General features: G+C 37.9%; 25 protein-coding genes, 1 pseudogene and 1 riboswitch. Of the genes and pseudogenes, 9 read left to right on the top strand and 17 right to left on the bottom strand.

The genetic code is table 11. The annotated features are described in order from the left end of the window. Positions 1-21: 21 nt before the first annotated feature. Positions 22-318 (top strand): annotated as a pseudogene (locus V179_RS28245) (alpha/beta fold hydrolase); the annotation flags it as partial. Positions 319-686: 368 nt separating this feature from the next. Here V179_RS28245 and V179_RS0117480 read toward each other — a convergent pair. The 9 genes from V179_RS0117480 to V179_RS0117520 all read right to left on the bottom strand — a co-directional run bounded on the left by V179_RS0117480 (position 687) and on the right by V179_RS0117520 (position 9,334). Beyond that, entirely contained in the window at positions 687-2,186 is a 1,500-nt protein-coding gene (locus V179_RS0117480; RefSeq protein WP_028392630.1) for a malate:quinone oxidoreductase, read from the bottom strand. Between the two features lie 242 nt (positions 2,187-2,428). Then, on the bottom strand, positions 2,429-2,635 hold the full coding sequence (locus V179_RS28250; RefSeq protein ID WP_034301320.1) for a DUF5316 family protein: 207 nt from the start codon (positions 2,633-2,635) through the stop codon (positions 2,429-2,431). Between the two features lie 156 nt (positions 2,636-2,791). Further along, positions 2,792-3,547 carry a class I SAM-dependent methyltransferase gene (locus V179_RS0117490; RefSeq protein ID WP_028392631.1) on the bottom strand — a complete coding sequence of 252 codons (756 nt, stop codon included), beginning with the start codon at positions 3,545-3,547 and terminating at the stop codon, positions 2,792-2,794. 192 nt (positions 3,548-3,739) lie between these two features. Continuing rightward, positions 3,740-3,988 carry a DUF3953 domain-containing protein gene (locus V179_RS0117495; protein ID WP_028392632.1) on the bottom strand — a complete coding sequence of 83 codons (249 nt, stop codon included), beginning with the start codon at positions 3,986-3,988 and terminating at the stop codon, positions 3,740-3,742. 120 nt (positions 3,989-4,108) lie between these two features. Then, complete coding sequence (locus V179_RS0117500; protein WP_028392633.1) at positions 4,109-4,561, bottom strand: DUF5071 domain-containing protein; 453 nt, start codon at positions 4,559-4,561, stop codon at positions 4,109-4,111. A 467-nt stretch (positions 4,562-5,028) separates the two neighbouring features. Beyond that, complete coding sequence (locus tag V179_RS0117505; protein ID WP_028392634.1) at positions 5,029-6,237, bottom strand: homoserine dehydrogenase; 1,209 nt, start codon at positions 6,235-6,237, stop codon at positions 5,029-5,031. A 111-nt stretch (positions 6,238-6,348) separates the two neighbouring features. Further along, positions 6,349-6,454: riboswitch (SAM riboswitch) on the bottom strand. A gap of 294 nt (positions 6,455-6,748) precedes the next feature. After that, positions 6,749-6,991: a DUF2584 domain-containing protein gene (locus tag V179_RS0117510; protein WP_028392635.1), complete on the bottom strand. Its 243-nt coding sequence runs from the start codon at positions 6,989-6,991 to the stop codon at positions 6,749-6,751. 29 nt (positions 6,992-7,020) lie between these two features. Then, complete coding sequence (locus tag V179_RS0117515; RefSeq protein ID WP_028392636.1) at positions 7,021-7,821, bottom strand: alpha/beta hydrolase family protein; 801 nt, start codon at positions 7,819-7,821, stop codon at positions 7,021-7,023. Between the two features lie 559 nt (positions 7,822-8,380). Then, complete coding sequence (locus V179_RS0117520; RefSeq protein WP_028392637.1) at positions 8,381-9,334, bottom strand: alpha/beta hydrolase; 954 nt, start codon at positions 9,332-9,334, stop codon at positions 8,381-8,383. Positions 9,335-10,105: 771 nt separating this feature from the next. Between V179_RS0117520 and V179_RS0117530 the strand changes: the two genes are divergently transcribed. The 3 genes from V179_RS0117530 to V179_RS0117540 are packed head-to-tail and all read left to right on the top strand — an operon-like array spanning position 10,106 to position 12,661. Beyond that, the gene (locus V179_RS0117530; protein WP_028392638.1) at positions 10,106-11,101 is read left to right on the top strand and encodes an ABC transporter substrate-binding protein; all 996 of its coding nucleotides are present in this window, start codon (positions 10,106-10,108) and stop codon (positions 11,099-11,101) included. Between the two features lie 2 nt (positions 11,102-11,103). Next, positions 11,104-11,886: an ABC transporter ATP-binding protein gene (locus V179_RS0117535; protein ID WP_028392639.1), complete on the top strand. Its 783-nt coding sequence runs from the start codon at positions 11,104-11,106 to the stop codon at positions 11,884-11,886. Then, positions 11,864-12,661, top strand: coding sequence for an ABC transporter permease (locus tag V179_RS0117540; RefSeq protein WP_235179069.1), 798 nt, complete (start codon positions 11,864-11,866; stop codon positions 12,659-12,661). Before V179_RS0117535 ends, V179_RS0117540 begins: the two co-directional genes overlap by 23 nt. A 77-nt stretch (positions 12,662-12,738) precedes the next feature. Here the strand turns inward: V179_RS0117540 and ytkD are convergent, their stop codons facing one another. Continuing rightward, positions 12,739-13,215, bottom strand: coding sequence for an RNA deprotection pyrophosphohydrolase (ytkD, locus tag V179_RS0117545; RefSeq protein WP_028392641.1), 477 nt, complete (start codon positions 13,213-13,215; stop codon positions 12,739-12,741). 132 nt (positions 13,216-13,347) lie between these two features. Between ytkD and V179_RS0117550 the strand changes: the two genes are divergently transcribed. After that, positions 13,348-14,217: a DUF6612 family protein gene (locus V179_RS0117550; protein ID WP_028392642.1), complete on the top strand. Its 870-nt coding sequence runs from the start codon at positions 13,348-13,350 to the stop codon at positions 14,215-14,217. Between the two features lie 438 nt (positions 14,218-14,655). Here V179_RS0117550 and V179_RS0117555 read toward each other — a convergent pair whose 3' ends face one another. Beyond that, positions 14,656-15,000, bottom strand: coding sequence for a hypothetical protein (locus V179_RS0117555; protein WP_028392643.1), 345 nt, complete (start codon positions 14,998-15,000; stop codon positions 14,656-14,658). Positions 15,001-15,166: 166 nt separating this feature from the next. Here V179_RS0117555 and V179_RS0117560 point away from each other — a divergent pair, with 166 nt between their 5' ends. Then, positions 15,167-15,424 carry a DUF6154 family protein gene (locus V179_RS0117560; RefSeq protein WP_028392644.1) on the top strand — a complete coding sequence of 86 codons (258 nt, stop codon included), beginning with the start codon at positions 15,167-15,169 and terminating at the stop codon, positions 15,422-15,424. Positions 15,425-15,543: 119 nt separating this feature from the next. Here the strand turns inward: V179_RS0117560 and V179_RS0117565 are convergent, their stop codons facing one another. Then, the gene (locus V179_RS0117565; RefSeq protein WP_235179071.1) at positions 15,544-16,032 is read right to left on the bottom strand and encodes a Dps family protein; all 489 of its coding nucleotides are present in this window, start codon (positions 16,030-16,032) and stop codon (positions 15,544-15,546) included. Between the two features lie 131 nt (positions 16,033-16,163). On the opposite strand from V179_RS0117565, the gene ytzI reads away from it, so the two are divergent. Further along, complete coding sequence (gene ytzI / locus V179_RS30170) at positions 16,164-16,322, top strand: YtzI protein (RefSeq protein ID WP_084552398.1); 159 nt, start codon at positions 16,164-16,166, stop codon at positions 16,320-16,322. A 230-nt stretch (positions 16,323-16,552) separates the two neighbouring features. Here the strand turns inward: ytzI and V179_RS0117575 are convergent, their stop codons facing one another. After that, a complete protein-coding gene (locus tag V179_RS0117575; protein ID WP_028392646.1) occupies positions 16,553-17,026 on the bottom strand; it encodes an S-ribosylhomocysteine lyase in 474 nt (157 codons plus the stop codon). Between the two features lie 167 nt (positions 17,027-17,193). Here V179_RS0117575 and yidD point away from each other — a divergent pair, with 167 nt between their 5' ends. Beyond that, positions 17,194-17,427 (top strand): membrane protein insertion efficiency factor YidD, encoded by a 234-nt coding sequence (yidD, locus tag V179_RS30175; protein WP_084552399.1) that lies wholly within the window; start codon positions 17,194-17,196, stop codon positions 17,425-17,427. 134 nt (positions 17,428-17,561) lie between these two features. Next, positions 17,562-18,554: a metal ABC transporter solute-binding protein, Zn/Mn family gene (locus V179_RS0117580; RefSeq protein ID WP_028392647.1), complete on the top strand. Its 993-nt coding sequence runs from the start codon at positions 17,562-17,564 to the stop codon at positions 18,552-18,554. A gap of 167 nt (positions 18,555-18,721) precedes the next feature. On the opposite strand, the gene V179_RS31095 is transcribed toward V179_RS0117580, so the two are convergent. The 4 genes from V179_RS31095 to menB all read right to left on the bottom strand — a co-directional run bounded on the left by V179_RS31095 (position 18,722) and on the right by menB (position 22,696). Further along, positions 18,722-18,862, bottom strand: a complete 141-nt coding sequence (locus V179_RS31095; protein WP_154664015.1) for a hypothetical protein — start codon at positions 18,860-18,862, stop codon at positions 18,722-18,724. A gap of 150 nt (positions 18,863-19,012) precedes the next feature. Next, positions 19,013-20,119 (bottom strand): o-succinylbenzoate synthase, encoded by a 1,107-nt coding sequence (gene menC / locus V179_RS0117590; protein ID WP_028392648.1) that lies wholly within the window; start codon positions 20,117-20,119, stop codon positions 19,013-19,015. 4 nt (positions 20,120-20,123) lie between these two features. After that, the gene (locus tag V179_RS0117595; RefSeq protein WP_028392649.1) at positions 20,124-21,611 is read right to left on the bottom strand and encodes an o-succinylbenzoate--CoA ligase; all 1,488 of its coding nucleotides are present in this window, start codon (positions 21,609-21,611) and stop codon (positions 20,124-20,126) included. A 266-nt stretch (positions 21,612-21,877) separates the two neighbouring features. Beyond that, positions 21,878-22,696, bottom strand: a complete 819-nt coding sequence (menB, locus tag V179_RS0117600; protein ID WP_028392650.1) for a 1,4-dihydroxy-2-naphthoyl-CoA synthase — start codon at positions 22,694-22,696, stop codon at positions 21,878-21,880.

A 22,696-nucleotide genomic window follows, 5' to 3' on the forward strand; every position in this document is an offset into this window, starting at 1 on the left:
TCGCTACGTTTTTAAAACGTCGATGAAAAGAGAGCGTTTCAGCAGGTTACAAAAGAAATCTATCGAGCTAACAACCTACTATGTATGTTTAATCATGCCCTACTTAAGGGCGATGACTTCTATGAAGACGAGATAAAGGAAATTAATATCCCAACCTTGGTAATTCACGGGACAGAAGACATTATTCTGCCATTTGAGCATGCGCTGGCTCTAGTAGATGAAATTCCTAACAGCTTGTTAGTCACCCTCAAAGGAACAGGTCATAAAAATCACTCTGACGATTGGACTGGCACAGTTGGCACTGGTAAGGGCAAATAAGAGTATAGGTACCTTTATCACGGCTGTCGGGAAATTTATGGCTGCTGTTTTTTTGTTTGTTTAAAATCTATACTGTTATAGCCTTATTATTACGAATATATTAGAAAATTCACCTTTACTTATAGCACGGTTCACCATAGCCTATCAAACTACGAATATAAAAAAAGAACCTTTAATCCAAAGATTTCAAAGGTTCTGTGTCTTATTTCCAATGATATTCTATTATTTACTCAATTCTTTAAGTAATTTTTTTATCTCTGTTTTTTCAATCATTGCCTTATCAATCTCTTCATCATAGGAACGATGTCTATAGATTAAAATATTGCTTAAACTTATCATTCAATATCTTTATTTCTATGTCCAAAGAATTAACTATAGACTAGCTCTTTTTGGCTTAGACCAAGCGTCTCTGCCGTTGAAGTATGAATTTCCTGCAGAAGCTCTGGATTTTCCATTAATGACACGCCATAAGAAGGAATCATTTCTTTGATCTTTGGTTCCCACTCTTCGATCTGTTGCGGGAAGCATTTTTTCATTACCTCAAGCATAACGTGTACAGCAGTAGAAGCACCTGGAGATGCACCTAATAAAGCTGCAATCGATCCATCAGCGGCAGTAATCACTTCGGTACCAAATTGAAGCGTTCCTTTTCCTTCAGGAGTATCTTTGATAACTTGTACACGTTGGCCCGCTACTACTAAGTCCCAGTCTTCAAGCTTAGCGTTCGGGATAAACTCTCGTAACTCTTCTATACGCTGTTCTTTCGATAACATCACTTGCTGGATCAGGTATTTTGTCAATGACATCTCTTTTGCGCCTGCCGCCAACATAGTTAACACATTACTCGGTTTGACCGAAGTTACTAAATCCAACATTGAACCTGTTTTTAAAAACTTCGGTGAGAAGCCGGCAAATGGTCCAAATAGCAATGATTTTTTATTGTCGATAAATCGTGTGTCAAGATGTGGAACAGACATTGGTGGAGCACCAACTTTAGCTTTCCCGTATACTTTTGCATGATGTTGCGCAACAACTTCTGGATTATTACATACCATGAAAATCCCGCTTACTGGGAATCCGCCAATGTTTTTCCCTTCTGGAATACCGGATTTTTGCAGTAAATGCAAGCTTCCGCCCCCGCCTCCGATAAAGACGAATTTTGCAGTATGGCGTTCGACGCTACCGCTATCTACATTACGCACTTTTAATTCCCATGAGCCATCGCTAGTACGTTTCATATTATCAACGCTATGTTTAAAGTTAATATCGACGTTTTTAGTCTTTAAGTGGTCAAACAACATGTTCGTTAAAGCACCAAAGTTGACATCCGTTCCAGAGTCAATTTTTGTTGCCGCTATTGCTTCATTTAATGGACGGTCTTGCATAACTAGCGGAATCCATTCCATCAGTTTTGCTGGATCATCAGAAAATTCCATCCCTTGGAACAATGGATTGTTTGACAGCGCTTCAAAACGTTTCTTTAAGAACGTTACATTTTTATCCCCTTGTACCATACTCATATGAGGCAATGACATGATAAAGTCCTGCGGATTTTTTATCAGCTTGCTGTTTACAAGATAAGACCAAAACTGCATGGAAACCTGAAACTGTTCATTAATTTTTATCGCTTTACTAATATCTACAGATCCGTCTGGTTGTTCGACCGTGTAGTTAAGCTCGCACAATGCCGCATGCCCCGTTCCCGCATTATTCCATTCATTAGAGCTTTCCTCTCCTGCGTTTGCGAGTTTTTCAAACACTGTAATTTCCCATTCCGGTACTAATTCTTTCAAGAGTGTCCCTAAAGTCGCACTCATGATTCCGGCGCCAATTAAAATGACGTCTGCTTTAGTTTCTCTGCTGCTCATTTTTATCAACCTTTTCCCCTTAAATTTAGCAAAAAAGATGTAGGTTTCACATCACGCTAAGAAATAACCGACTCTCACACCTTTTCTAACTCAATTATACCCCTAAATTTTGCATTACAATTATTCCTATTATATGATAATTTAAAATTATTTAAAAGGTCATAAAAAATGAGAGGCCATCTACAGGGTCTAGCAACATACATAAACATGACTTATTAATTCATGAACTTTACTTATCACTTTTATAAAAAGAACAAGAAGCCCTCAATTCCTAATGAAATTAATCCTATCCCACCAGAATATAATGCTATTTTAGTTCGGAAGTTTCTATGTTCACTTGTTTCTGAATGAAAGTTTGCTCTTTGCTTTTGTCCACCCGTCCAAGCACCAATGAAAACACCAGAAATACCAATACCTACAATTCCAATTATAAGGAACAATTGTAACATTTACATACCTCCTTCAGTCCTTAATGGGTATGTCTGTTCCTAATGTTCTTGATAAAGCTGCCCTGTTACTTCAATAAGAATAAGGTTGCCTTAGCAACCCGCCTATCATGCTAATGCACTTTTTTATTTGAACCATGAATCCAAAAATATTTAATTTTACTTTTTTAATTTAAAGATTATAAAATCAGCACATCTAAAATCTTCTTCAAATGAAGGATATTTTTTTAATATCTCCATTGATGGCTTTGGTTCTACTATGCTTTCTAAAATAAAACCCGTTTTGATTAAAGTGTTAATATAACTTGTTAGGGTTCTATGGAAGAATAACATTTTCTCTTTATCTCCTAACCCTTGTTCATACGCACCTTCATAAAAATATTTATCTACGTTCCAATGCAATTTTTTTCCGTCTTTTGTTTTCTCCCAACCACTTTCTGGAGTAACAAAACAAGGATGTAAAATTGAAAAAATAAAACAGCCTCCATCTACTAATAACCGATACATTTCTTGAAATGCTTTTTCGTAATTTTCAAGGTCTTGAATAACCATATTGGATACTATTAAATCGAAACTTTTATCTTTTAAAAAATTCAAGTCCTCACAATTACCCTGCCTATAATCAATTAACAAATCATTTGGAGTTCTTCCTTTAGCTATTTCTATCATTCTTGGTGAATAATCCACAGCCGTTACAGCAGCTTTAGACTTGGCTAAAATTCTACTTAAATACCCTTCGCCGCACCCAGCATCTAAAACTTTTTTATTATTTACCTTTCCCATAAGTGTTATTAATGTTGGATTTAAAAAAACCTCTTTATGAAGGTCTCCTTGTTCGGTATGAGTTGCTGAATATGTATCCGCGAAACGATCCCACCTTTTAATTGCTTCTTCTGTACCAATATTTAGTTTCATATTTTCCATCCCTCTAATACAATAATTTTCCTAATTTAATAACCCTTCCCGTTTAAGAAGAAAAAATCCTGAATTGTACAGGATTTTTAATCGAGCTATTTTACAGATTATCTAAAACATCCTAACTAATTTTTTAGTTACTTAATTGATTCAGCTTATACTTTAGTAGAAATAGATAATCCTATTGTTTTACTAACTGTCCCTGTAGCTTAATAAAAACCCCTGTATGGAAACATAAAAAGCAAACAAAGAAACACCGATGCACATATAACCCCAAAACCCTTTTTTATCTTTTTGAAGTTCAATTCCTCCTGTAATCATTATTGAAATACTTAATATCAACATCAAATAAGGAATAAACTTAACATTTTGAGTTATTAGACAAAAAACTGCTAACATAACACCAACTATTGATAAGATAATTCTTAATGTTTTTAGCATATTGCTCCCCCTTACAATCACTCCCCTAAATTCTTGTTTAATTGTATCATTTTTACAGTATAATTTTGTATGAAAACATTCCTTCTTGAACAAACCTGCCCCGTAGATCAAGATGAGTAATTATTCAATACCTGCAAACTGCTCCAGTTTATGAATAGGTTTTTTATCATACATATGGGTCATGTGTAATTTATCAATAAGAAATAATAAACCAAAAATCCAGAAATCATCTTTTTCATTGAGTCCTTGTGTAATGGCATTATCAATATGTAATTTAAGTTCCTCCCTATCTATACTTTTGAAGATTTCAACAACTGTACTTACACCAGGCCAGTTAATATCTTGAAACCATTGCATGAGGTATGGAATGGATTCTTTATTGTTTGGATATCCAATATTTTGTAAGACAATTGCTGAATTAAACCAGCATGCTTTATGATTTAATTCTGTTTGATCAGCTAAAATAATTACTTCTTTACCACTTAGTTTAGATAGTTCATTTATGGACTTTTTTTGTACTTCTTCAGAGTTGTGCCAATTTAAGCCCTGAATCAATGTATTAATATTCTTCATTTATCTACCTTTATTCTATATTTTTATTACTTAATCTGAACTGATTTTGGGTATTGTAAGCGTTAGTTCCTAGCAAATTAATTAAATTTTGTAGTTAGACTAATCTGAAACGTTGGCATAATGAGAAAAGGCTATCACAAAGATAGCCAAATTTTAAACGTTATCTATGTTCAATTTGAGGATTATACCCACATCTAATTTAACTTATAAGTTGAGCAAGAAATAGCTCAATTCATTTCTGATTGAAATACCATTTTAGATCAAATACATCAAAAGAAATACGACCTATTAAATACATCCTTATATTACATTTATTACTAGATTACTTATTAATATCATATATTAATAAGCAATTATTCTCCATTCAGATAGGTAAGGATTTGCGTTATAGCTCCCTTTTCCTCCCACTCACGTTGTTTGTGCGACTTTCACCACGTAAAGCGTTCCGCTTTATAAGTCAAATTAATTCATGAACGAACAAGCGTTTTTTCAGGTAATACCCTCCCGAGAACTTGATATAAATAAATATTCGGCAACTGAATACTACTTATCTCTTCCCACGAGGCTTCGACAATGAGAATGTTTGGATTAAGTCTGTTAATGATTGGGATATGAGAAGGAATATTTTCTACAGCCACATCTCCTCCAATTGCCCAGTAAGTCTTGAATGCCTTCACAGATAATTCATTTTGTTCATCTAAGAAAATGGGTGAAAAACTATGTTTATTTATATAAACCAAGTCTTCGATAATGGCGCTTGCTGTTGGAAACATTCCAGCTCCTGGCCCTTGGAGACTAATGTTCCCCACGATATCTCCATCGATGGATACTGCATTTTGCACGCCTTCGATTTGATAAAATGGATGCGTTTCATTTACCAGAACAGGTTTGACTGTGCATAGGATCCCTTTTGCTGTCTTTTCCATAGAGGCTACATGTTTAAATCGATATCCAAATGCTGAAAAGAGCTCAATTTGCTCAGGTGTGATTGATTGAATCCCTTGTCGGATCGACTCCTCCCAATTAGGTATCTCACCAAAAGCCAGTTCACTTAAAATCACTGCTTTGTAAAAGGCATCGTATCCTTCCACATCATTTGTAGGATCAGCTTCAGCATACCCTTTTTCTTGAGCAAGTTTTAACGCTGTTTCAAATGGATAAAGTTCTTCTCGCATCTTTGTCAAAATAAAGTTAGAGGTCCCATTAAGAATTCCTTGCACTTTTTGTATAGTATTCACATGTAACAATTGCCTTAGTGTTTGGATAATAGGAATTCCACCTGCGACTGTCGCCTCAAACCCCAAAGTTACTCCCTGTTCTTTGGCTAACTGTTTTAATTGAGTTCCATGATAGGCAAACATTTCTTTATTTGCCGTTATCACATGACATCCTCTGTTCATCACTTGCTGCAAGTAAGTAAAGCTTGGATCTTTACCAAAGATCGCATCAATTACAACATCTAGCTTCTCAAGTTTAACAATCTTGTTAAAATCATCTGTTAACAGAATATCAGGATCTGGTGCATGATGTTTTTCTATATTCTTAACAAGTATTGCAACCACTTTTACATCTTTCCTAAAAATATTCTTAAGCTTTTCCTGATGTGTTTGAATCGTTTTATAAACGCCCTTCCCCACAGTACCGTAGCCTAATAATGCAATATGTAAAGCTGACATTAATTTTTTCCTCCTGTCTTTTTTATTAACGATTTTAATGGAACATAAAAAACTCCCCACTGCATATGTACAGAAGGGGAGTTTGAATGACTATATCAAGATTTACCCACCTTCTTATCTTCGGAATTGTTAAAACTCCTCTGAATTTGGCACCGGGCATGATATGCTGGTTGCCGAGGCTTCACAGGGTCAGTCCCTCCGCCTCTCTTGATAAGAAAAGTTATAATTTTTAAACTATTTATAATAATATAATACTTTATATATTTATCGTCAATAGCATAAATTATACATGTGTTACCAAACTCTATATTTATATATGACGCCATATCTATTTATAGGCATCAACCATTTCTATAAAAGACTACATTTTACGGTTTGCTATTAATAAATGTAAAGCATTGATAACAGTGAATATGTAAAGGGTGAAATCAATGCATTTTCACCCTAACTTGTACTGTTCTTTATATTGTTATACCTCTAAATGGAGACCGTTTCTATTAGGTCAGCTCGCTTAATTCGTTGAATTCAACGACACCAACTGATAGGTAATTTCGGTTTGGTTGTTTGTCCAAGAGATTTTTTGAATAACGGCCATTCCGTTTGTTTCACTTTCGATCGTTTTGCGAACTTCAATTGGAATATCAATTGGGTAGAGGCGATAGCCTTCTTTCGTCAAACGGAAAAGATTTTCTTCCTCTCTATTTTCACGGCCTTTTGTCACGATCATTGTATTTAGTTCCATCGGCATTCCCATAGCATAACCTCTTTCCTTTACTTACGTTTTTAAGCCCATTGTTTTTTCGTTTGGTTTTTCATCCACTGTGTTAAATCACAAACGACTTTTCGGTTGATGTTCGGCGGAAAATAGTGGGTAAATTCGGCAAAATACCAACTCCAAACAGGCTTGTCTTTTTCCTTTAATAGTTTCTCCAGCCTGTAGGCATGTTCAATCGATACGTTATTGTCCTGTTCACCATGAATAATCAGGACAGGTGCAAAAAGTTCATCTACTGCAAACAGTGGTGTGCGGTATTTATATTCGTTTGGAACTTTCTGAGGCGTACCACCAATAACACGCTTCATCATTCGACGTAAGTCTACTCGTTCCACGTAGGTTAGAAACATATCAGACACTCCGCCCCATGTTACAACGGAAGCTGCTGTTTTACAATAGATGGCTGTCCATAGGGCCATAACGCCCCCTCGTGAAAAGCCAAAAATATGTATGTTATCGGGATTTACACGTGGATGTTGTTCGAGTAATGTAAAGCCACTAATCCCATCAGCGCGATCTTCGCCTGCAAAATCTTCATCCCCTTCTCCACCTTGATTTCCCCGATAATACGGTGCAAATACAATGAAGCCTTCTGCTGCAAATTGAACAATACGACTTGGGCGTACTTTACCGACATTTTTAATGCCTCCTCGTAAATATAAGAAGCCGTCATAAATTTGATCATCATCTGGCTCAGCAAGAAGGCCCTTCACTTTCAAGCCTTGCGAAAAATACGTTACGATAAACAGACGAATATTTGGATGCGGTGATGGAAACCGCTGCTTCGTTATAATTGTGCCATCTTCCATCATACATCCTCCTTTCATAAAGTGAAACTTCAATCAGTGGGTGTTTTTCCCAACTGATTGTTAGTTGAACCAATCGGGCTTTTACGGGCAGTTATCCCCCACCTTCGCTTCTTCGATTCCTCTAATCCTCGGGGTGGGGGGTTACTGTCCGTTAATGCGGGATAAAACTCATAACCCTTATTGTAAATCAACTCACCCATTTTATCCCGCATTAACAGGCATTATCTAGACTTTTTATAGTGAAACATACCGATGATTAGTTAAGTTGAGGGTCCTCTCTCACAGACGAAGATATGATGTCGCAGTGTATGTAGTCTGTAATTCATTGAGTTAGGGTTGTATTGTTGCTTTAGCGATCCTAGAGGAGACTTAAAAACATGGAAAATTTTATTAATTCATTAGACTTTCTGGTTTTGCTTCCATCCAAAAGCGTACCTCATTCCATCCTTTAGGTTTTTGAAAGCATAATCTCCCTTTTGATTAAAAAAATCGAAAAGGAGATTATGACAAAAGAAGTTCTGCCCATTAAAAGTTAATCTTCTTTTTTTGGATGTTCTCTCTATTCACTCAGCCATGCGTTTGCAAGCATCATGGCCCCTTTTGCTGCTTCTGTGTCTGCGAAATCGTTAAGCATCACAAAGTCATGAATGATACCTTGGAAGCGCACAGCAGTTACCTTTACACCAGCCTCACGAAGCTTGTTGGCATATGCCTCTCCTTCGTCGCGCAATACGTCGGCTTCTGCCGTGATAACTAATGCTTCAGGAAGTCCCTTTAATTGTTCTGTTGTTGCCCGAAGTGGAGATGCAGTAATTTCTGCTCTCTGCTGTGGATCGGAAGTATACTGGTCCCAGAACCACTGCATCCCATCCCTACGTAGAAAATATCCGGTAGCAAATTGTTTATATGAGTCTGTATCAAATGAAGCATCCGTTACAGGATAGAAAAGTAATTGCTTGCGAATAGCTGGGCCTTTTCGTTCTTTAGCCATTAGCGTAATAGCTGCCGACATATTTCCGCCAACACTGTCACCTGCTACTGTAATATTACTTGTATCCATCCCGTGATGATCTCCTTCTTTAGCAATCCATTCTAAGACCGTATAGACCTCTTCTATTGCAATCGGATATTTGGCTTCTGGAGAAAGACTGTAATTAGTGAACACAACCGCTGATTGTGATTCAACAGCGAGCTCCCGAACTAAACGATCATGTGTGTGAGCGTTTCCGAAAACCCAGCCTGCACCATGCGTATATAAAATGACTGGAAGATTTTCCGGGGCGTTTTCAGGACGCAATATTTTAATGGATACAGGTCCAGTTGTTTCTCCCTCAATGACAAGCTCTTCTACCTCAACCGGCCGCTTCTTAACCTCACCGGACTGTACTTCATCTACAGTTTCCCTGCCCTTCTCTGGGCCAAGATCAAACAGGTACGGCGGGTTAGCCGTGTCCTCAACGAATTTCTGTGCTGCCGGTTCCAATACAACTTTATTATTTTGATTTTGCGTCATCTTTAACTCCTCCTAAAACTTTATTAGTTTTCATTTTATATTTCTCTAAATTTAACCGCATATGACATGCCAAGAACGACCAAAGCTCAGAGAAATTTGTTACAAAGGATTAAAAACGCTTATAAGTATAGGCAACGTCATACCGCCATTTAGTGTAACAGGCACACCACATCGATTCGTACTATAGCCATTAACTTAAAACAGATCAGACTGTCAATTACGAAGGTTAGCAAACCTGTGCTAAGGAAAGTGTCACTTCGCACTTCTTAAAAAGAGACAGCTGTTGAAAAAGAAGTTTTCCTCATCTATACCCAACATAGAAGTGAATATAACTACCATTATCATTTTTCCACGCAGAGTGATTCCATCAAATACAAATTGCCAACCGAATGCATCTGCCATCTTCCAAGAGATACGCCGATAATTAATCAAGCTTATTGAGGTGACAATGAAAACCATACTAAATCGTTATTAAGGATGACAGTTATCCACAAAATATCTAAAACGCATTGGCATAGGTATGTGCACAACATAATGAAAAAGAGAATGGTTGTATGTGTCTATCGTCAAAAAGCAACACTTACAACCAGCCTCTTTACTACTTTCATATGAAAGTACGCGTGCAGTTATTATTGGGGAACTTATGGATGGCAATTATGTTGGTTTATTGAAGTAGCTCGATCCTTTTTTCTCTTATAGGCATTCACACATTTTTCACTTCTGCATACGTTATTTTAGGTGAATGACCTATGATTAGAGGAGGAATGAAAGATGAAACATTGGGTAAAATCAGGATTCATGATCGCATTAGCATGTTTTTTAATCCTCGCTCTTTTAGCTTGTGGCAAAGAAGATCTGACAAAAGTACGAGTCGCCGAGGTAACTCGATCTATTTTCTATGCACCGCAATATGTAGCGATAGAAAAAGGTTTTTTTGAAGAAGAAGGATTAAAAATTGAATTAAAAACGACAGCTGGCGGCGATAAAACGATGACTGCTTTATTATCGGACGGCGCGGATGTTGCCCTTGTTGGGTCTGAAACATCGATTTACGTGACTGCTCAAGGTGCAAATGATCCAATAATTAATTTTGCGCAACTCACCCAGACAGATGGAACGTTCCTCGTATCCCGTGAAAAAATCGATGACTTTTCTTGGGATATGCTAAAAGGCTCTACCTTCCTAGGTCAGCGTAAAGGCGGCATGCCACAAATGGCTGGTGAGTTTGTACTTAAGAAACATGGCATCGACCCTCACAACGATCTTACGCTGATTCAAAACATTGATTTTGCCAATGTTGCAACAGCTTTTGCTTCAGGTACAGGCGATTATGTACAACTATTTGAACCGACTGCCAGCCTGTTTGAAAAAGAAGGGAAAGGACATATTGTCGCTTCATTCGGAACGGAATCAGGGCATATCCCTTACACAACATTCATGACCAAAGCTAGTTATATAGAAAAGAATGGCGAAACGGTCGAGAAGTTCACCCGTTCGGTAAAAAAAGCACAAGATTGGGTGCAAGAGCATAGTAGCAAGGAAGTAGCTGAAGTGATTCAACCATTTTTTGAAGACAGCGATGTAGCTTTAATCGAAACGGTGGTTGATCGTTATAAAGCACAAGGCTCATTTGCAACAGACCCTATTTTAGATGAAGAAGAGTGGAATAACTTACAGAATATTATGGATGCAGCAGGTGAGCTTCCAAGTAGATTAACCTATGAAGACTTAGTGAACACAACATATGCAGAAAAGGTATCGAAATAATTATGGACTTTCTAACGATTAATCACGTTGATCACACGTACTTTTCGAAGCAAACGGCAACACAGGCACTACAAAATATAAATTTATCCATCAAGAAAGGGGAGTTTATCTCCTTTCTTGGCCCAAGCGGCTGTGGGAAAACAACTCTATTATCTATTATCGCTGGTCTGTTCCCACCAACAGCGGGAACCGTTTTGCTAGAAGGGCTGCCCGTATTTTCACGGGATGAGCTTTCAATAGGCTATATGTTGCAGCAAGATTACTTATTTCCGTGGAAAACGATTGGGCAAAATGTAACACTCGGGTTAAAGTTATTAAAACATGATAAAGAAGCTTCTCTATCAATTGCGACCAAGCTCCTTCAAGATGTTGGATTACCTGGTGTTGAGCATCAATACCCAAGGGAGTTGTCAGGTGGGATGAGACAACGGGCAGCGCTAGCAAGAACACTCGCCGTTGATCCAAAAATCCTCTTGCTAGACGAACCATTCTCTGCGCTCGATTATCAAACGAAACTGAAGCTTGAAGACCTCGTTTCTGAAACATTGAAGGCGTATGGAAAAACAGCTGTCCTTGTTACACATGATATCGGCGAATCAATTGCCATGAGCGACCGTATTTACATGTTCGCGGCACGTCCTGGCAGAATTCACAAAGTATTCGAAGTACCTAATGAGCTTAGATCGTTAACTCCTTTTCAAGCCCGCAACCATCCGAGCTACTCCTCCCTATTTCAAACGATATGGAAGGAGCTTGAGAGTCTTGAGCATTCATACACTGCATAACCAATACAAAGCAGCACTCGTCAAAGAAAAACGTTGGGTTCGTTTTTATCAACTTCTCATCTTCATTGCTTTTTTTTCGGGATGGGAGATTGCTTCAAGATTCAAGTGGATTGATCAACTTATTTTCAGCTCACCGTCAAAGATTTGGCAACTATTTTTAGCCAAAATTACCGATGGCACTTTGTTTAACCATTTAAGTATAACCTTGGCAGAAACAGTACTTGGATTTATCCTCGGTACCCTGCTTGGAACATTGCTTGCCGCTATACTGTGGTGGTCGCCATTTCTTTCAAAAGTACTTGATCCTTATCTCGTCATCTTAAATGCGATGCCAAAAGTCGCTCTTGGACCGATCTTAATCGTAGCACTCGGGCCAGGCTTCACGTCTATCATAACAATGGGAGCGATCATATCAGTTATTATTACGACCATTGTCGTTTACACCGCATTTAAAGGTGTTGACCCAAACTATCTATTAGTGCTCCAAACATTTGGCGCCAACCGCTTTCAAACGTTTAAAGAAGCAGTACTACCTGCATCCTTTCCAACCATCATCTCGACCTTGAAAGTTAATGTAGGTCTTTCCTGGGTTGGCGTCATCGTCGGTGAATTCCTGGTTTCTTCAAAAGGTCTTGGCTATTTGATTATTTACGGGTTCCAAGTATTTAATTTCAATCTTGTCCTATTGTCGCTCATGATTATTGCTGTCTGTGCCACGGTTATGTATCAACTCGTTGAACTGCTTGAAAAAGCGTTAATTAAGCATGACCGCTGAAGTAATAAGGCTATTAAAAAGGGCCTAGCCTCGCTCTACTAGTAATAATAGTTGCGTGATCTGACCCTTAGCCTTATTTATAATTTATAATTCGGTTGAATGTGGCGCAGTCGCTCGATACTTAACGGAATAACTTCATCCCGCATAATAAAGCTATATTTAGAGTCCGCTTCTAAACAATCTGGAAGTTTATCTAACAATACAGGTCCTTCCGTCTCCAAATAATCGTCCTTTTCAACGAGCTCGCTCAGTTCAGCAAAGTATATCGACTTAATAAACAACCCGCTTACTGCATGTACACGATATTGTCCAAGGAAAAGCAAACTGGCCACCTTCCCACCTGTTTCCTCGTACACCTCACGCACTGCTGCCTCCTCAATCGTTTCTCCTTTTTCCCGCTTTCCACCTGGAAATTCAAGTCCCCTAACCTTATGCCGAGTTACAACCCATTGCTCGTTCCAACGTGTTAAAACAAGCACATGCCACGCATCACCAAATTCAGCTTTACAGGTAAAATCAACTTGATGTCCGTGATTATCAAAAAATATTTTCATACTTTCTCCCTGTTTTCCCACCTAAAAAATTAGGCAGAAAGGTTTATTTATATAGAATATAAGGGATAAATAACCATTTTTCCCTTGTTTTATTATATTATGTATGTATATGACCAAAAAGGAGTCGATGTAATGAAGCTCAAATCATTAGCTATCTCGTTCTTCGCACTAGTAGTACTTTTAAGTGGTTGTGGCCAAAAAGCTACACCCGTTTCAGAATCTGGAAAATCAGAAACTAAAACAAACACCGAACACCCTGCACAAAAAGAAGAATCACTTACTCTTGAAGAAGTTTTTGAAAAAACCATTGCAGCAAGTCAAGATCTAAAGAGTTTAACGGTAAAGATGAAGAATGAGCAAACCATCACTTCTAGCAGTGATTCAGAACCAATGGATATTAGTTCAACCATTGACATAGATGTCGTTCAAGACCCAATCTCACTCTATCAAGTCATGTCAATCAATATGCCAGGTGAAGAACCCATGAAAACAGAAAGTTATTTCACAAATCAAGGTTTCTTTACATATGATCCAACACAAGGAACATGGATGAAGCTCCCTGACGAAATGTCTACAGAACTTCTTAAAACAACAGAACAGCAAGGTGATCCAGCAGCCGAATTGAAAAAAATGCAAGAATATATTGAAGACTTCACATTTGAACAAGACGATTCCTCTTACATTTTATCACTAAATGCTTCAGCTGAAAAATTCAATGCGTTCATGAAAGAGCAACTCGCACAAAGCTTTGGTCAAGAATTAGGACTTGATTTACAAAATGTAGATGTTAGCGGATTAAAGTATTCATATACCATTGACAAAAAAAACTTTTATCCTACGGCAATGACTATGGATATGGCATTTAAGACTACTGAAGGCAGTGAAGAAACGACACTCGAACAAAAAACAAATGCAACATTCAGTAATTATAATGGCGTGAAGGATATTACCATCCCAGACGAAGTAATAAATTCTGCCCAAGAGATCGAACTTCCACAATAAGAGAGTAAAAGAGGGATTCTAAAAAGGGCCAAACACCCTGCAGCGGTGTTTGACCCTTTTTTATTAAGGCTCTTTTCGTAAAGATTGTTGTTTTTAGCAAGAAACCAAACCAATTCGAACAGATGTTGATTGTAGTGGAAGGTGCGAGACTCCTGCGGGAAAAGCGTGTTGAGGGAGACCCCGCAAGTGCAAAGCACTGAGGAGGCTTCTGAGACCGCCCGCGGAAAGCGAGGACCTGCAACGGAAATCAACCCGGGTTATTAGTGTAAAAATGATTGAAAAGCGACAAAGTATGTGAAAACAGCCTTTATTAAAAATCGGCAGTTCAGAAGCAATCCATTATCCGATTGTTATATATCGCTATACCGGTCTATCCAATCTGCCGCCTACAGCCTAAGATGCACTTTCCTTAACTTGATTCTTCAAATAAGATACCCATTACATATCCTCCCCTGTTTCTCTAGGAAAAGACGATAATATCCCCATATTCGCAATATGATTTCTCGCATTAGTATCACCAAGTTTATAAATCAACTCATACACCTCATGAAGCGTCTTATCATAGGCATCATTTCCTGGATCATGGTGATACTCTAAAAACGGAATATGTGCCCGATAAAAGTTCCCAATCTCTGTTGAATAATTTTGATTAAAATATGCACGAAGCTGGCCGATTTCTTCATCATTCGCTTCAATCTTAAAATTCCAAGGTGAACTTTCACTATCCTGAAAGATTTGTCCATTCGGCAGCCAAACATAATAAGTCTTTCGGTTTTCAGCCACTCTGATCCCTCCTATATTAGTATTATTTTCCCTTGCGTCTTCCTTGTTCATACTTCACTTATTCTTCCATTACTTGCAATTTTCAGGTAAAATAATTGATTAAGTATCTTTCTTAGGGTAAAACATATAATAAGTACGAATTAATAATTGAAAATGAGGTGAAAAAATGAAACTTATCGAGGATTTGTACAACCTATACCGTGATAAATTGTCTGGTGATGAAGAAGATATTGATATGCTAACCTTCGCTGTCCTTGAACAACTTGATCGAAAGGAAATCTTCAACTTACTTGAAGAAATGGATGATCAAGAAATTAACAATCTCCTTGGTATTTACATTATTGAATCACTCAAAGGAAAATTTGCACACGATAGCATGAATAATGCAAAAGTTACCCATTATCACCCTCGCAATATTCATTGAAAGCGTTTTTATACATAAACAAAAGCCTTCATTCGATTTGTGAAGGCTTTTCATATGCCTTTCTCCATCACGCCAAAAAAGCCCCACCTATGTTAAGGTGGGATTTCAAAATTACTTTACTATTTTTTTAAATAAGCTCGCAGCATCCATGTATGTTTTTCGAAGCTTTTTTGGATGCCTACAAACATATCGCCTGTCACTTGGTCCGTGTTTTCTTCTGCCAATTCAATGGCTTTTGAAAATTCTTGTGACAATTGCTCAAAATCACTAATGATTGTTTGTATCATTTTTTCTGTTTCTTCTTTTCCGGTCGCTTCTTTTATTGTTGCTATATCAAGTTGTTCTTTAAGCGTAGCTACAGGTTTTGCACCTAATGCAAGCAATCTTTCTGCAAGGTCATCCATATGGGTTGTAACCTCGTCGTAGAGTTCTTCCAATTTCACATGCAGAGAGAAGAAATGGGGACCATCTACGTACCAATGATAATTATGCAATTTTGTGTATAAAACGCTAAAGTTTGCAATTTCTTGATTTACCAGTTCAACCAATTGGTCCACTTTACGATTCTCACCTTGTTTGTATTCAACAATATTATTTTTGGCCATCATTATCACCCTCCTGTACACTATAATTCCCGCTCTGTTGTAAGTTAAAACATGTATTTTTTCCTAAAGAGTCAAGGTTTTATCTAGTATTTTCCTGTATAATAGAAGAAAATTACATGTAAAGGAGCAGACAGGTGACAGCATTCATCATTATTAGCATTATTATTGTCCTTGTAATCTTAGCGCTATCTGTTATTACCATAAACAAAGGATACGATTATAAACATACGATTGATCCATCACCGCATCCAGATGAGAGTGGAGCAGACAAAACTTCAGATGACAAGCAATAAGGAAAAGGTGTTTAAAAGCACAGGGTCTGCCCCCGCAACAACTACCAACAGTATATGAGTATAAACACTATACTGATTTAGTGTGCAAGACTAGACCCTGGAAACACCCTATTCTTACTTTTCTGTGGAGGGCAGAGCTCCGCAAAACCTGCTCCGCATTGCTCCCTTTATAATGTAATACAATTTGAGTACCTACGTGTTAGTTGGGATCAGGTGCTGTTGGATGTTTTTTAACCAAAAACTTTATGAAGATCCTCTTTACTTTGTGATAACCAGAAATTCATTAATTTCTTCGCGCCTTCAAGGTCATGAAGTTTTGCTTGACCGCATTGTTTTTCATTTGCTGCAGGAATTTCTGTTATTTGGACAGCATCCTTCATTGTGTCTTCTAGTACATCAATGATCTCAGAAACGGATGGTTCTCCGCTTACGACAAGATAGTATCCAGTTTGGCAGCCCATTGGCGAAATATCAATAATATCAAAGTGTTCATATTTCTCTGAGTGCTCCCGAAGATTGAAAGCAAGCAAATGCTCTAACGTATGAATTACATCTGGCTTCATTGCTTGTTTATTAGGTTGGCAAAAACGAATGTCAAATTTATTGACTACTCCATCTGTACCCACTTTATGTACTCCACAGTGACGTACATAAGGTGCTCTCACAGCATTATGATCTAATTCAAAACTCTCTACTGAAGGCATTCTATCACTCCTCTTTCCATATATATGTATATACTACATCTAATCCCGATTTATTTCATCAATTTAATGTTGGATTAAAAGGAAAATGTTTATCAGCATCTTTTTGAATGAAAATATGATATATTGATACCAATATATATTCTAAAGAATGAAGGCTGATTCTTATAATGCAAAAGATTTTAATTTTCGGAATAAAATTTTACCAAAAAGTTATTTCTCCTCTAAAACCACCTACCTGTCGCTTTTATCCAACATGCTCACATTATGGATTAGAAGCGATTAAACGATTCGGTCCCATTAAAGGTAGCTGGCTTACCATTAGACGAATTCTTAAATGCCATCCGTTTCATCCAGGCGGCATTGACCCAGTTCCTGATAAGTCTTGCAAACATCGACCTTAAATTTTTTTCTTGCACTTTTAGTTTATTTAAGGTACGATACTTAAGTCAAATCGTAATGATTTCGTTTATATTCATTTTTATTAAACCGTAATGGTTTCGTTTAATATACAAAAATATAGTGGGGAGAAAGATAAATGAAAAAAAAGCTCAGTATCGCTATCTTATTTATTTTTGCCACTTTTTTGGCAGGGTGCAATTCAACGACTACTAAACAAGATGTGCAAACAGATGATAGCAAAGAAAAGTTAATGGTTTACACAACAGTCTATGCCTTAGAAGATTTCACTAAAAAAATTGGTGGCGATTTTGTAGACGTCAAAACGGTCTATCCACCAGGAACGGACGAACATAGTTTTGAACCATCTCAAAAGGATATCATTGGAATGGCACAGTCTGATCTTTTTTTCTATATTGGACATAACTTAGAAGGCTTTGTGAATAAATCTAAATCAATTCTCGAGGACGAAGGTGCAAAAGTTGTCGCAGTAGGTGAAAAGATTGATCTGCCTCATTCTGAAGATAAACATGATCATGGTGGGGAAGCTGCTTCGGAAGAACATGATCATGACGAGGAAGCTGCTACGGAGGAACACCAGCATGAACATGGTGACGTAGATCCGCATATTTGGATTGATCCTGTCTATGCTACACAAATGGCTGAAATCATTAAAGATGAACTTTCTGAAAAAATGCCTGCTCAAGCTGATTACTTCCAAAAACAATATGAAGCCTTATCAGCAAAATTGAAAAATTTAGATCATCAATTTGATGAAACGATCTCTACAGCAAAAACGAAAAAACTGATCGTATCACATGCGGCCTATGGCTATTGGGAAAAGCGATACGATCTTGAACAAATCAGCGTTTCTGGCATTTCAGCAAACGAACCATCACAAAAACAACTAGAAAACATTGTTAAAACAGCAAAAGACAATGGCATTCAATACATTATTTATGAACAAAATATTTCATCCAAACTAACAAAAATTATCCAAGATGAAATTGGTGCAAAAGCATTGAAGCTCCATAATTTATCTGTACTCACCGACAATGATATTAATAATAAAGAAGATTATTTCAGCATAATGAATAAAAACCTTGAAACGTTAAAAACTGCATTAAACTAATTAATAGAGGATGTCCCAAAGGTTCTGACTTTGAGACATCCTGTTTATTTTGAATAAAATGCAATTTCTCCAATTCTTAGTTCAATTCCACTCTTCCTCTTTTAACCGATGTTAAAAAGGCAACCCCTATGGAGCTTGCCTTTCTTTTTCATAGTCGCATGCCCAAGTTAGCGTTCCAGTTCATCCAAACTCCATTTTTGCTTTAACCAAATGATTTCATTTTCCGCAAGTCTTGTGATCTCTTTAACAACATTCTCTGGTAGGCCGCGTCTTAGTAATATGTCCGCAATTAGATATGGCTTTGTCATCAGATCATCTCCCATACAGATTCTGGATGCTTAGTACCATAATTATAGCGAAAAAAAATTATAGAAAAAACAGTCAGGTGCCTATTTTATTGAAACTTCAAAAAATAATATAAGAAGTGCAATATATATCACTTCTTCCTCAAATCACAATTACACTTTAAATAATTGCTGATGAATCATCATGGATTGCAATCTATGTTCATCCACTTCAAAGCCTATTCCCACACCATCTGGAACCGTTATATTACCATCCTTGACAACAATTTCTGGATTAACAATATCCTGCTCCCAGTAGCGTGATGAAGACGACAAATCACCGGGAATCGTGAATCCATGAAGAGAGGCAAGTGCAATATTATGGGCTTTAGAAATCCCAAACTCAATCATACCACCGCACCAAACTGGGATCTCATTCTCAACGCACAGATTATGAATGTTGACAGCCTCCGCCCATCCACCTACGCGTGACATCTTTATACTGATTACTTTACCGCTCCCTAGCATTAAAGCTTGTTTAGCGTCATGAAACGAGCAGATGCTTTCATCAAGACAAATTGGCGTTTTGATTTCTTTTTGTAATATCGCATGTTCCATTAAATCATCGTGCCCGAGTGGCTGTTCAATCATTTGCAAATTGAATTCATCGAGCTTTTTCAAATGCTCCATATCCAAAAGAGAGTACGAAGAATTCGCATCCGCCATAAGTGGAATGTCTGGAAAATGACGCCGGATTTCTGATAAAACGGAAATGTCCGTAGATCGTTGAATCTTTATTTTATAGCGCTGATAACCGATTGTAGCAAATTCATCGATCTGCTTAAGAGCTTTCCTCACATCATCCGCTGCAATGACAACTCCTGCTGCAACTGTTTTCCGCACCCCTCCGAATAGTTGACCAAGATACACTTCCTCCTGCTTTGCATATAAGTCCCAAATGGCTTGACTGAGGCCCGACTTCGCCATTGAATTTCTTCGAATGCCGGCCCATAAACTTACAAGTTCTTTAGGGTGTTGAATCGGCTGGCTTAGTACAAGTGGAATTAAAAAATCGCCTAATATATGCCAACATGTTTTAATTGTTTCTTCCGTATACCACGGGCTTGAAAAAGGTACCGCTTCACCATAGCCGATTCTGCCATCACTATCTCGTACTTCAATCACGATTGCTTCCCGTTTTGTCACCTTCTCTAAGTGAGTCAGAAATGGGATCTTTAACGGAGCAGAAATAAGAGAAATAGTAACTGAAGAGATTCTCATAAAATTAGTCCTCCAATCGCTTTCTTAATTCTCTTCGCAACAATTTATTCGAAGCGTTACGGGGTAGCTCTTCGCAAAAAATGACTCTTTTCGGTACCTTATAGGAAGCTAAACATGTTAAACAATATTCAATAATCTGCTTCTCAGTCAACTCACTTCCTGTTTTTCTAACAACAAAGGCTACAGCAATTTGGCCCCATACTTCATCAGACACTCCTGTTACACCTGCTTCAAACACATCTGGGTGACTGCTTACTACTGCTTCAATCTCAGCAGGATAAACATTTTCTCCCCCAGAAATGATTAAATCTGAGCGACGATCCATGACAAACAGATAGCCGTCTTCATCCACATACCCTATATCACCTGTATACAGCCAACCATTCTTGATTGCTTCGTCCGTCGCTTCTTTTCGGTTTAAATAACCTTGTGTCACATTCGGGCCTTTTACGACAATTTCACCAGGTTGATTCGGTTCCACTTCAAGTCCATCCTTTTCAATTCGCAATTGTGATGGAAATAATGCTTTCCCAGCCGAACCTATTTTCTGTAGACTATCTTCAGGTGCAAGTGTAACAATTTGTGAACTCGTTTCCGTCATTCCATATGTTTGATATACGGGAATTCCTTTTTCTTTACACTCTAAAAGCATGTATCGAGGCGCAGGACCACCGCCAAGGAGCATACAGCGGAAACTGTTTGGATACTTCTCACTCCCAAGATTAATAAGCATCCTATTTAACATAGTCGTTACAACCGAAATAATTGTCACGCCATTTTCGATGATCATTTGATTGGCCGCTGTTTCATTAAATTTCTCTACGAGCACAACCTTCATTCCATAAATAACGTTTCGCATAAAGATTGAAAGCCCGCTAATATGAAAAATAGGAACCGCGCAATACCAGCTGTCCTGTTCTGTCAGACCAAGATTCAAAACCGAACCTATTGCACTCCACCAATGATTTCCAAAAGTTTGAATGACTCCCTTTGGATTACCCGTTGTCCCCGATGTATACATAATAGTTGCTGTCTCATGCAAATCAAATTCTTCTAAAATGGCTACGTCTTCTATACCTCGAATAGAAGCTAAGTCCTCTTTTTCAATAATGGATATTTCCTGCATAAAAGATTGAATATCATTTAGTTTTTCACAAAAATATTGTTCAGACAAAAGCAGCTTTGCTTCACTATCGCGAAGCTGCCAAATAAGTTCAGCCGCAGTTAAGCGGGTATTTAGCATAACAATCTTCACACCAAGATAAAACAGAGCATGAATGATTACAACACTATCTTTGTGATTCCGAATTAATAAAGCACAGGAATCTCCCCGTTTTACATTTTGAGAAGCAAGCTTTGCTGCCATTTCTTCCGCTAACGAATCAAGCTCGCGAAAAGTAAGAACCTTTCCTTCAAATTCAAGAGCTGGCCGATTCGGCGACAACTTAGCTCTTTTCTTTAGCCAATTGGGCAGTCTTTCGGTGTTATTCATGACAAGCGCCTCTTTCTGTAAAGTCTAGGTACATTTCTCAGATCAAAAGCCAGTGTTTCGGTCAACCTAATAGCTAACATATGATGAAAATTGTGAGGCTTGTTTCTCCCTATCAGCTGGGTAACTCTTGCCTTTTAAGAATTTGGCTGTTTGTGGTAGATAAGAACAGTCTTAAAAAAAAATCAACATAAATAATTTCTAATCGTTCCGATGCAAATCTAAAAACAGCTCGACGAGAAACTCGCCAAGCTGCTTTGTCTAATCTATTAAGGAAAACGCGGGAATTGACCGAAGTCAGGTTTACGTTTTTCTTTGAAAGCATCGCGGCCTTCTTTTGCTTCGTCAGTTGTGTAATACAGAAGTGTAGCATCGCCAGCAAATTGCTGAATGCCTGCCAGACCATCTGTATCTGCATTAAATGCAGCTTTTAAGAAACGAAGAGCAGTCGGACTCTTTTCAAGCATCTCTTCACACCATTGTACAGTTTCAGCTTCTAATTGCTCTAAAGGAACAACTGTATTAACTAAGCCCATATCCAATGCTTCCTGAGCACCGTATTGACGGCATAGATACCAGATTTCACGCGCTTTCTTATGTCCTACAATTCGTGCTAAGTAGCCAGAACCATAGCCCGCATCAAAACTTCCTACTTTTGGTCCTGTTTGTCCGAAGATTGCATTGTCTGCAGCAATTGTTAAGTCACAGACGATGTGTAGTACATGTCCTCCACCAATGGCATAACCAGCAACCATAGCAACAACTGGCTTTGGAATCGTACGAATTAAACGTTGTAGATCTAATACGTTCAAACGTGGAATCTCATCATCGCCTACATATCCACCATGGCCACGTACTTTCTGGTCACCGCCTGAACAGAATGCTTTACCACCTTCACCTGTTAAAATAATCACACCAATACTAGAGTCATCACGTGCTCTTGCAAAGGCATCGATCATTTCAGTTACTGTTTTCGGAGTGAACGCGTTATGTACATGTGGACGGTTAATTGATACTTTAGCAATTCCATTATATTTTTGGAATAAAATTTCTTCATATTCACGAATCGTTTCCCACTGAATTGTCAT

The sequence above is a fragment of the Bacillus cihuensis genome, from assembly GCF_000504145.1.
In the GTDB taxonomy this organism is placed as follows: domain Bacteria; phylum Bacillota; class Bacilli; order Bacillales; family DSM-1321; genus Peribacillus; species Peribacillus huizhouensis.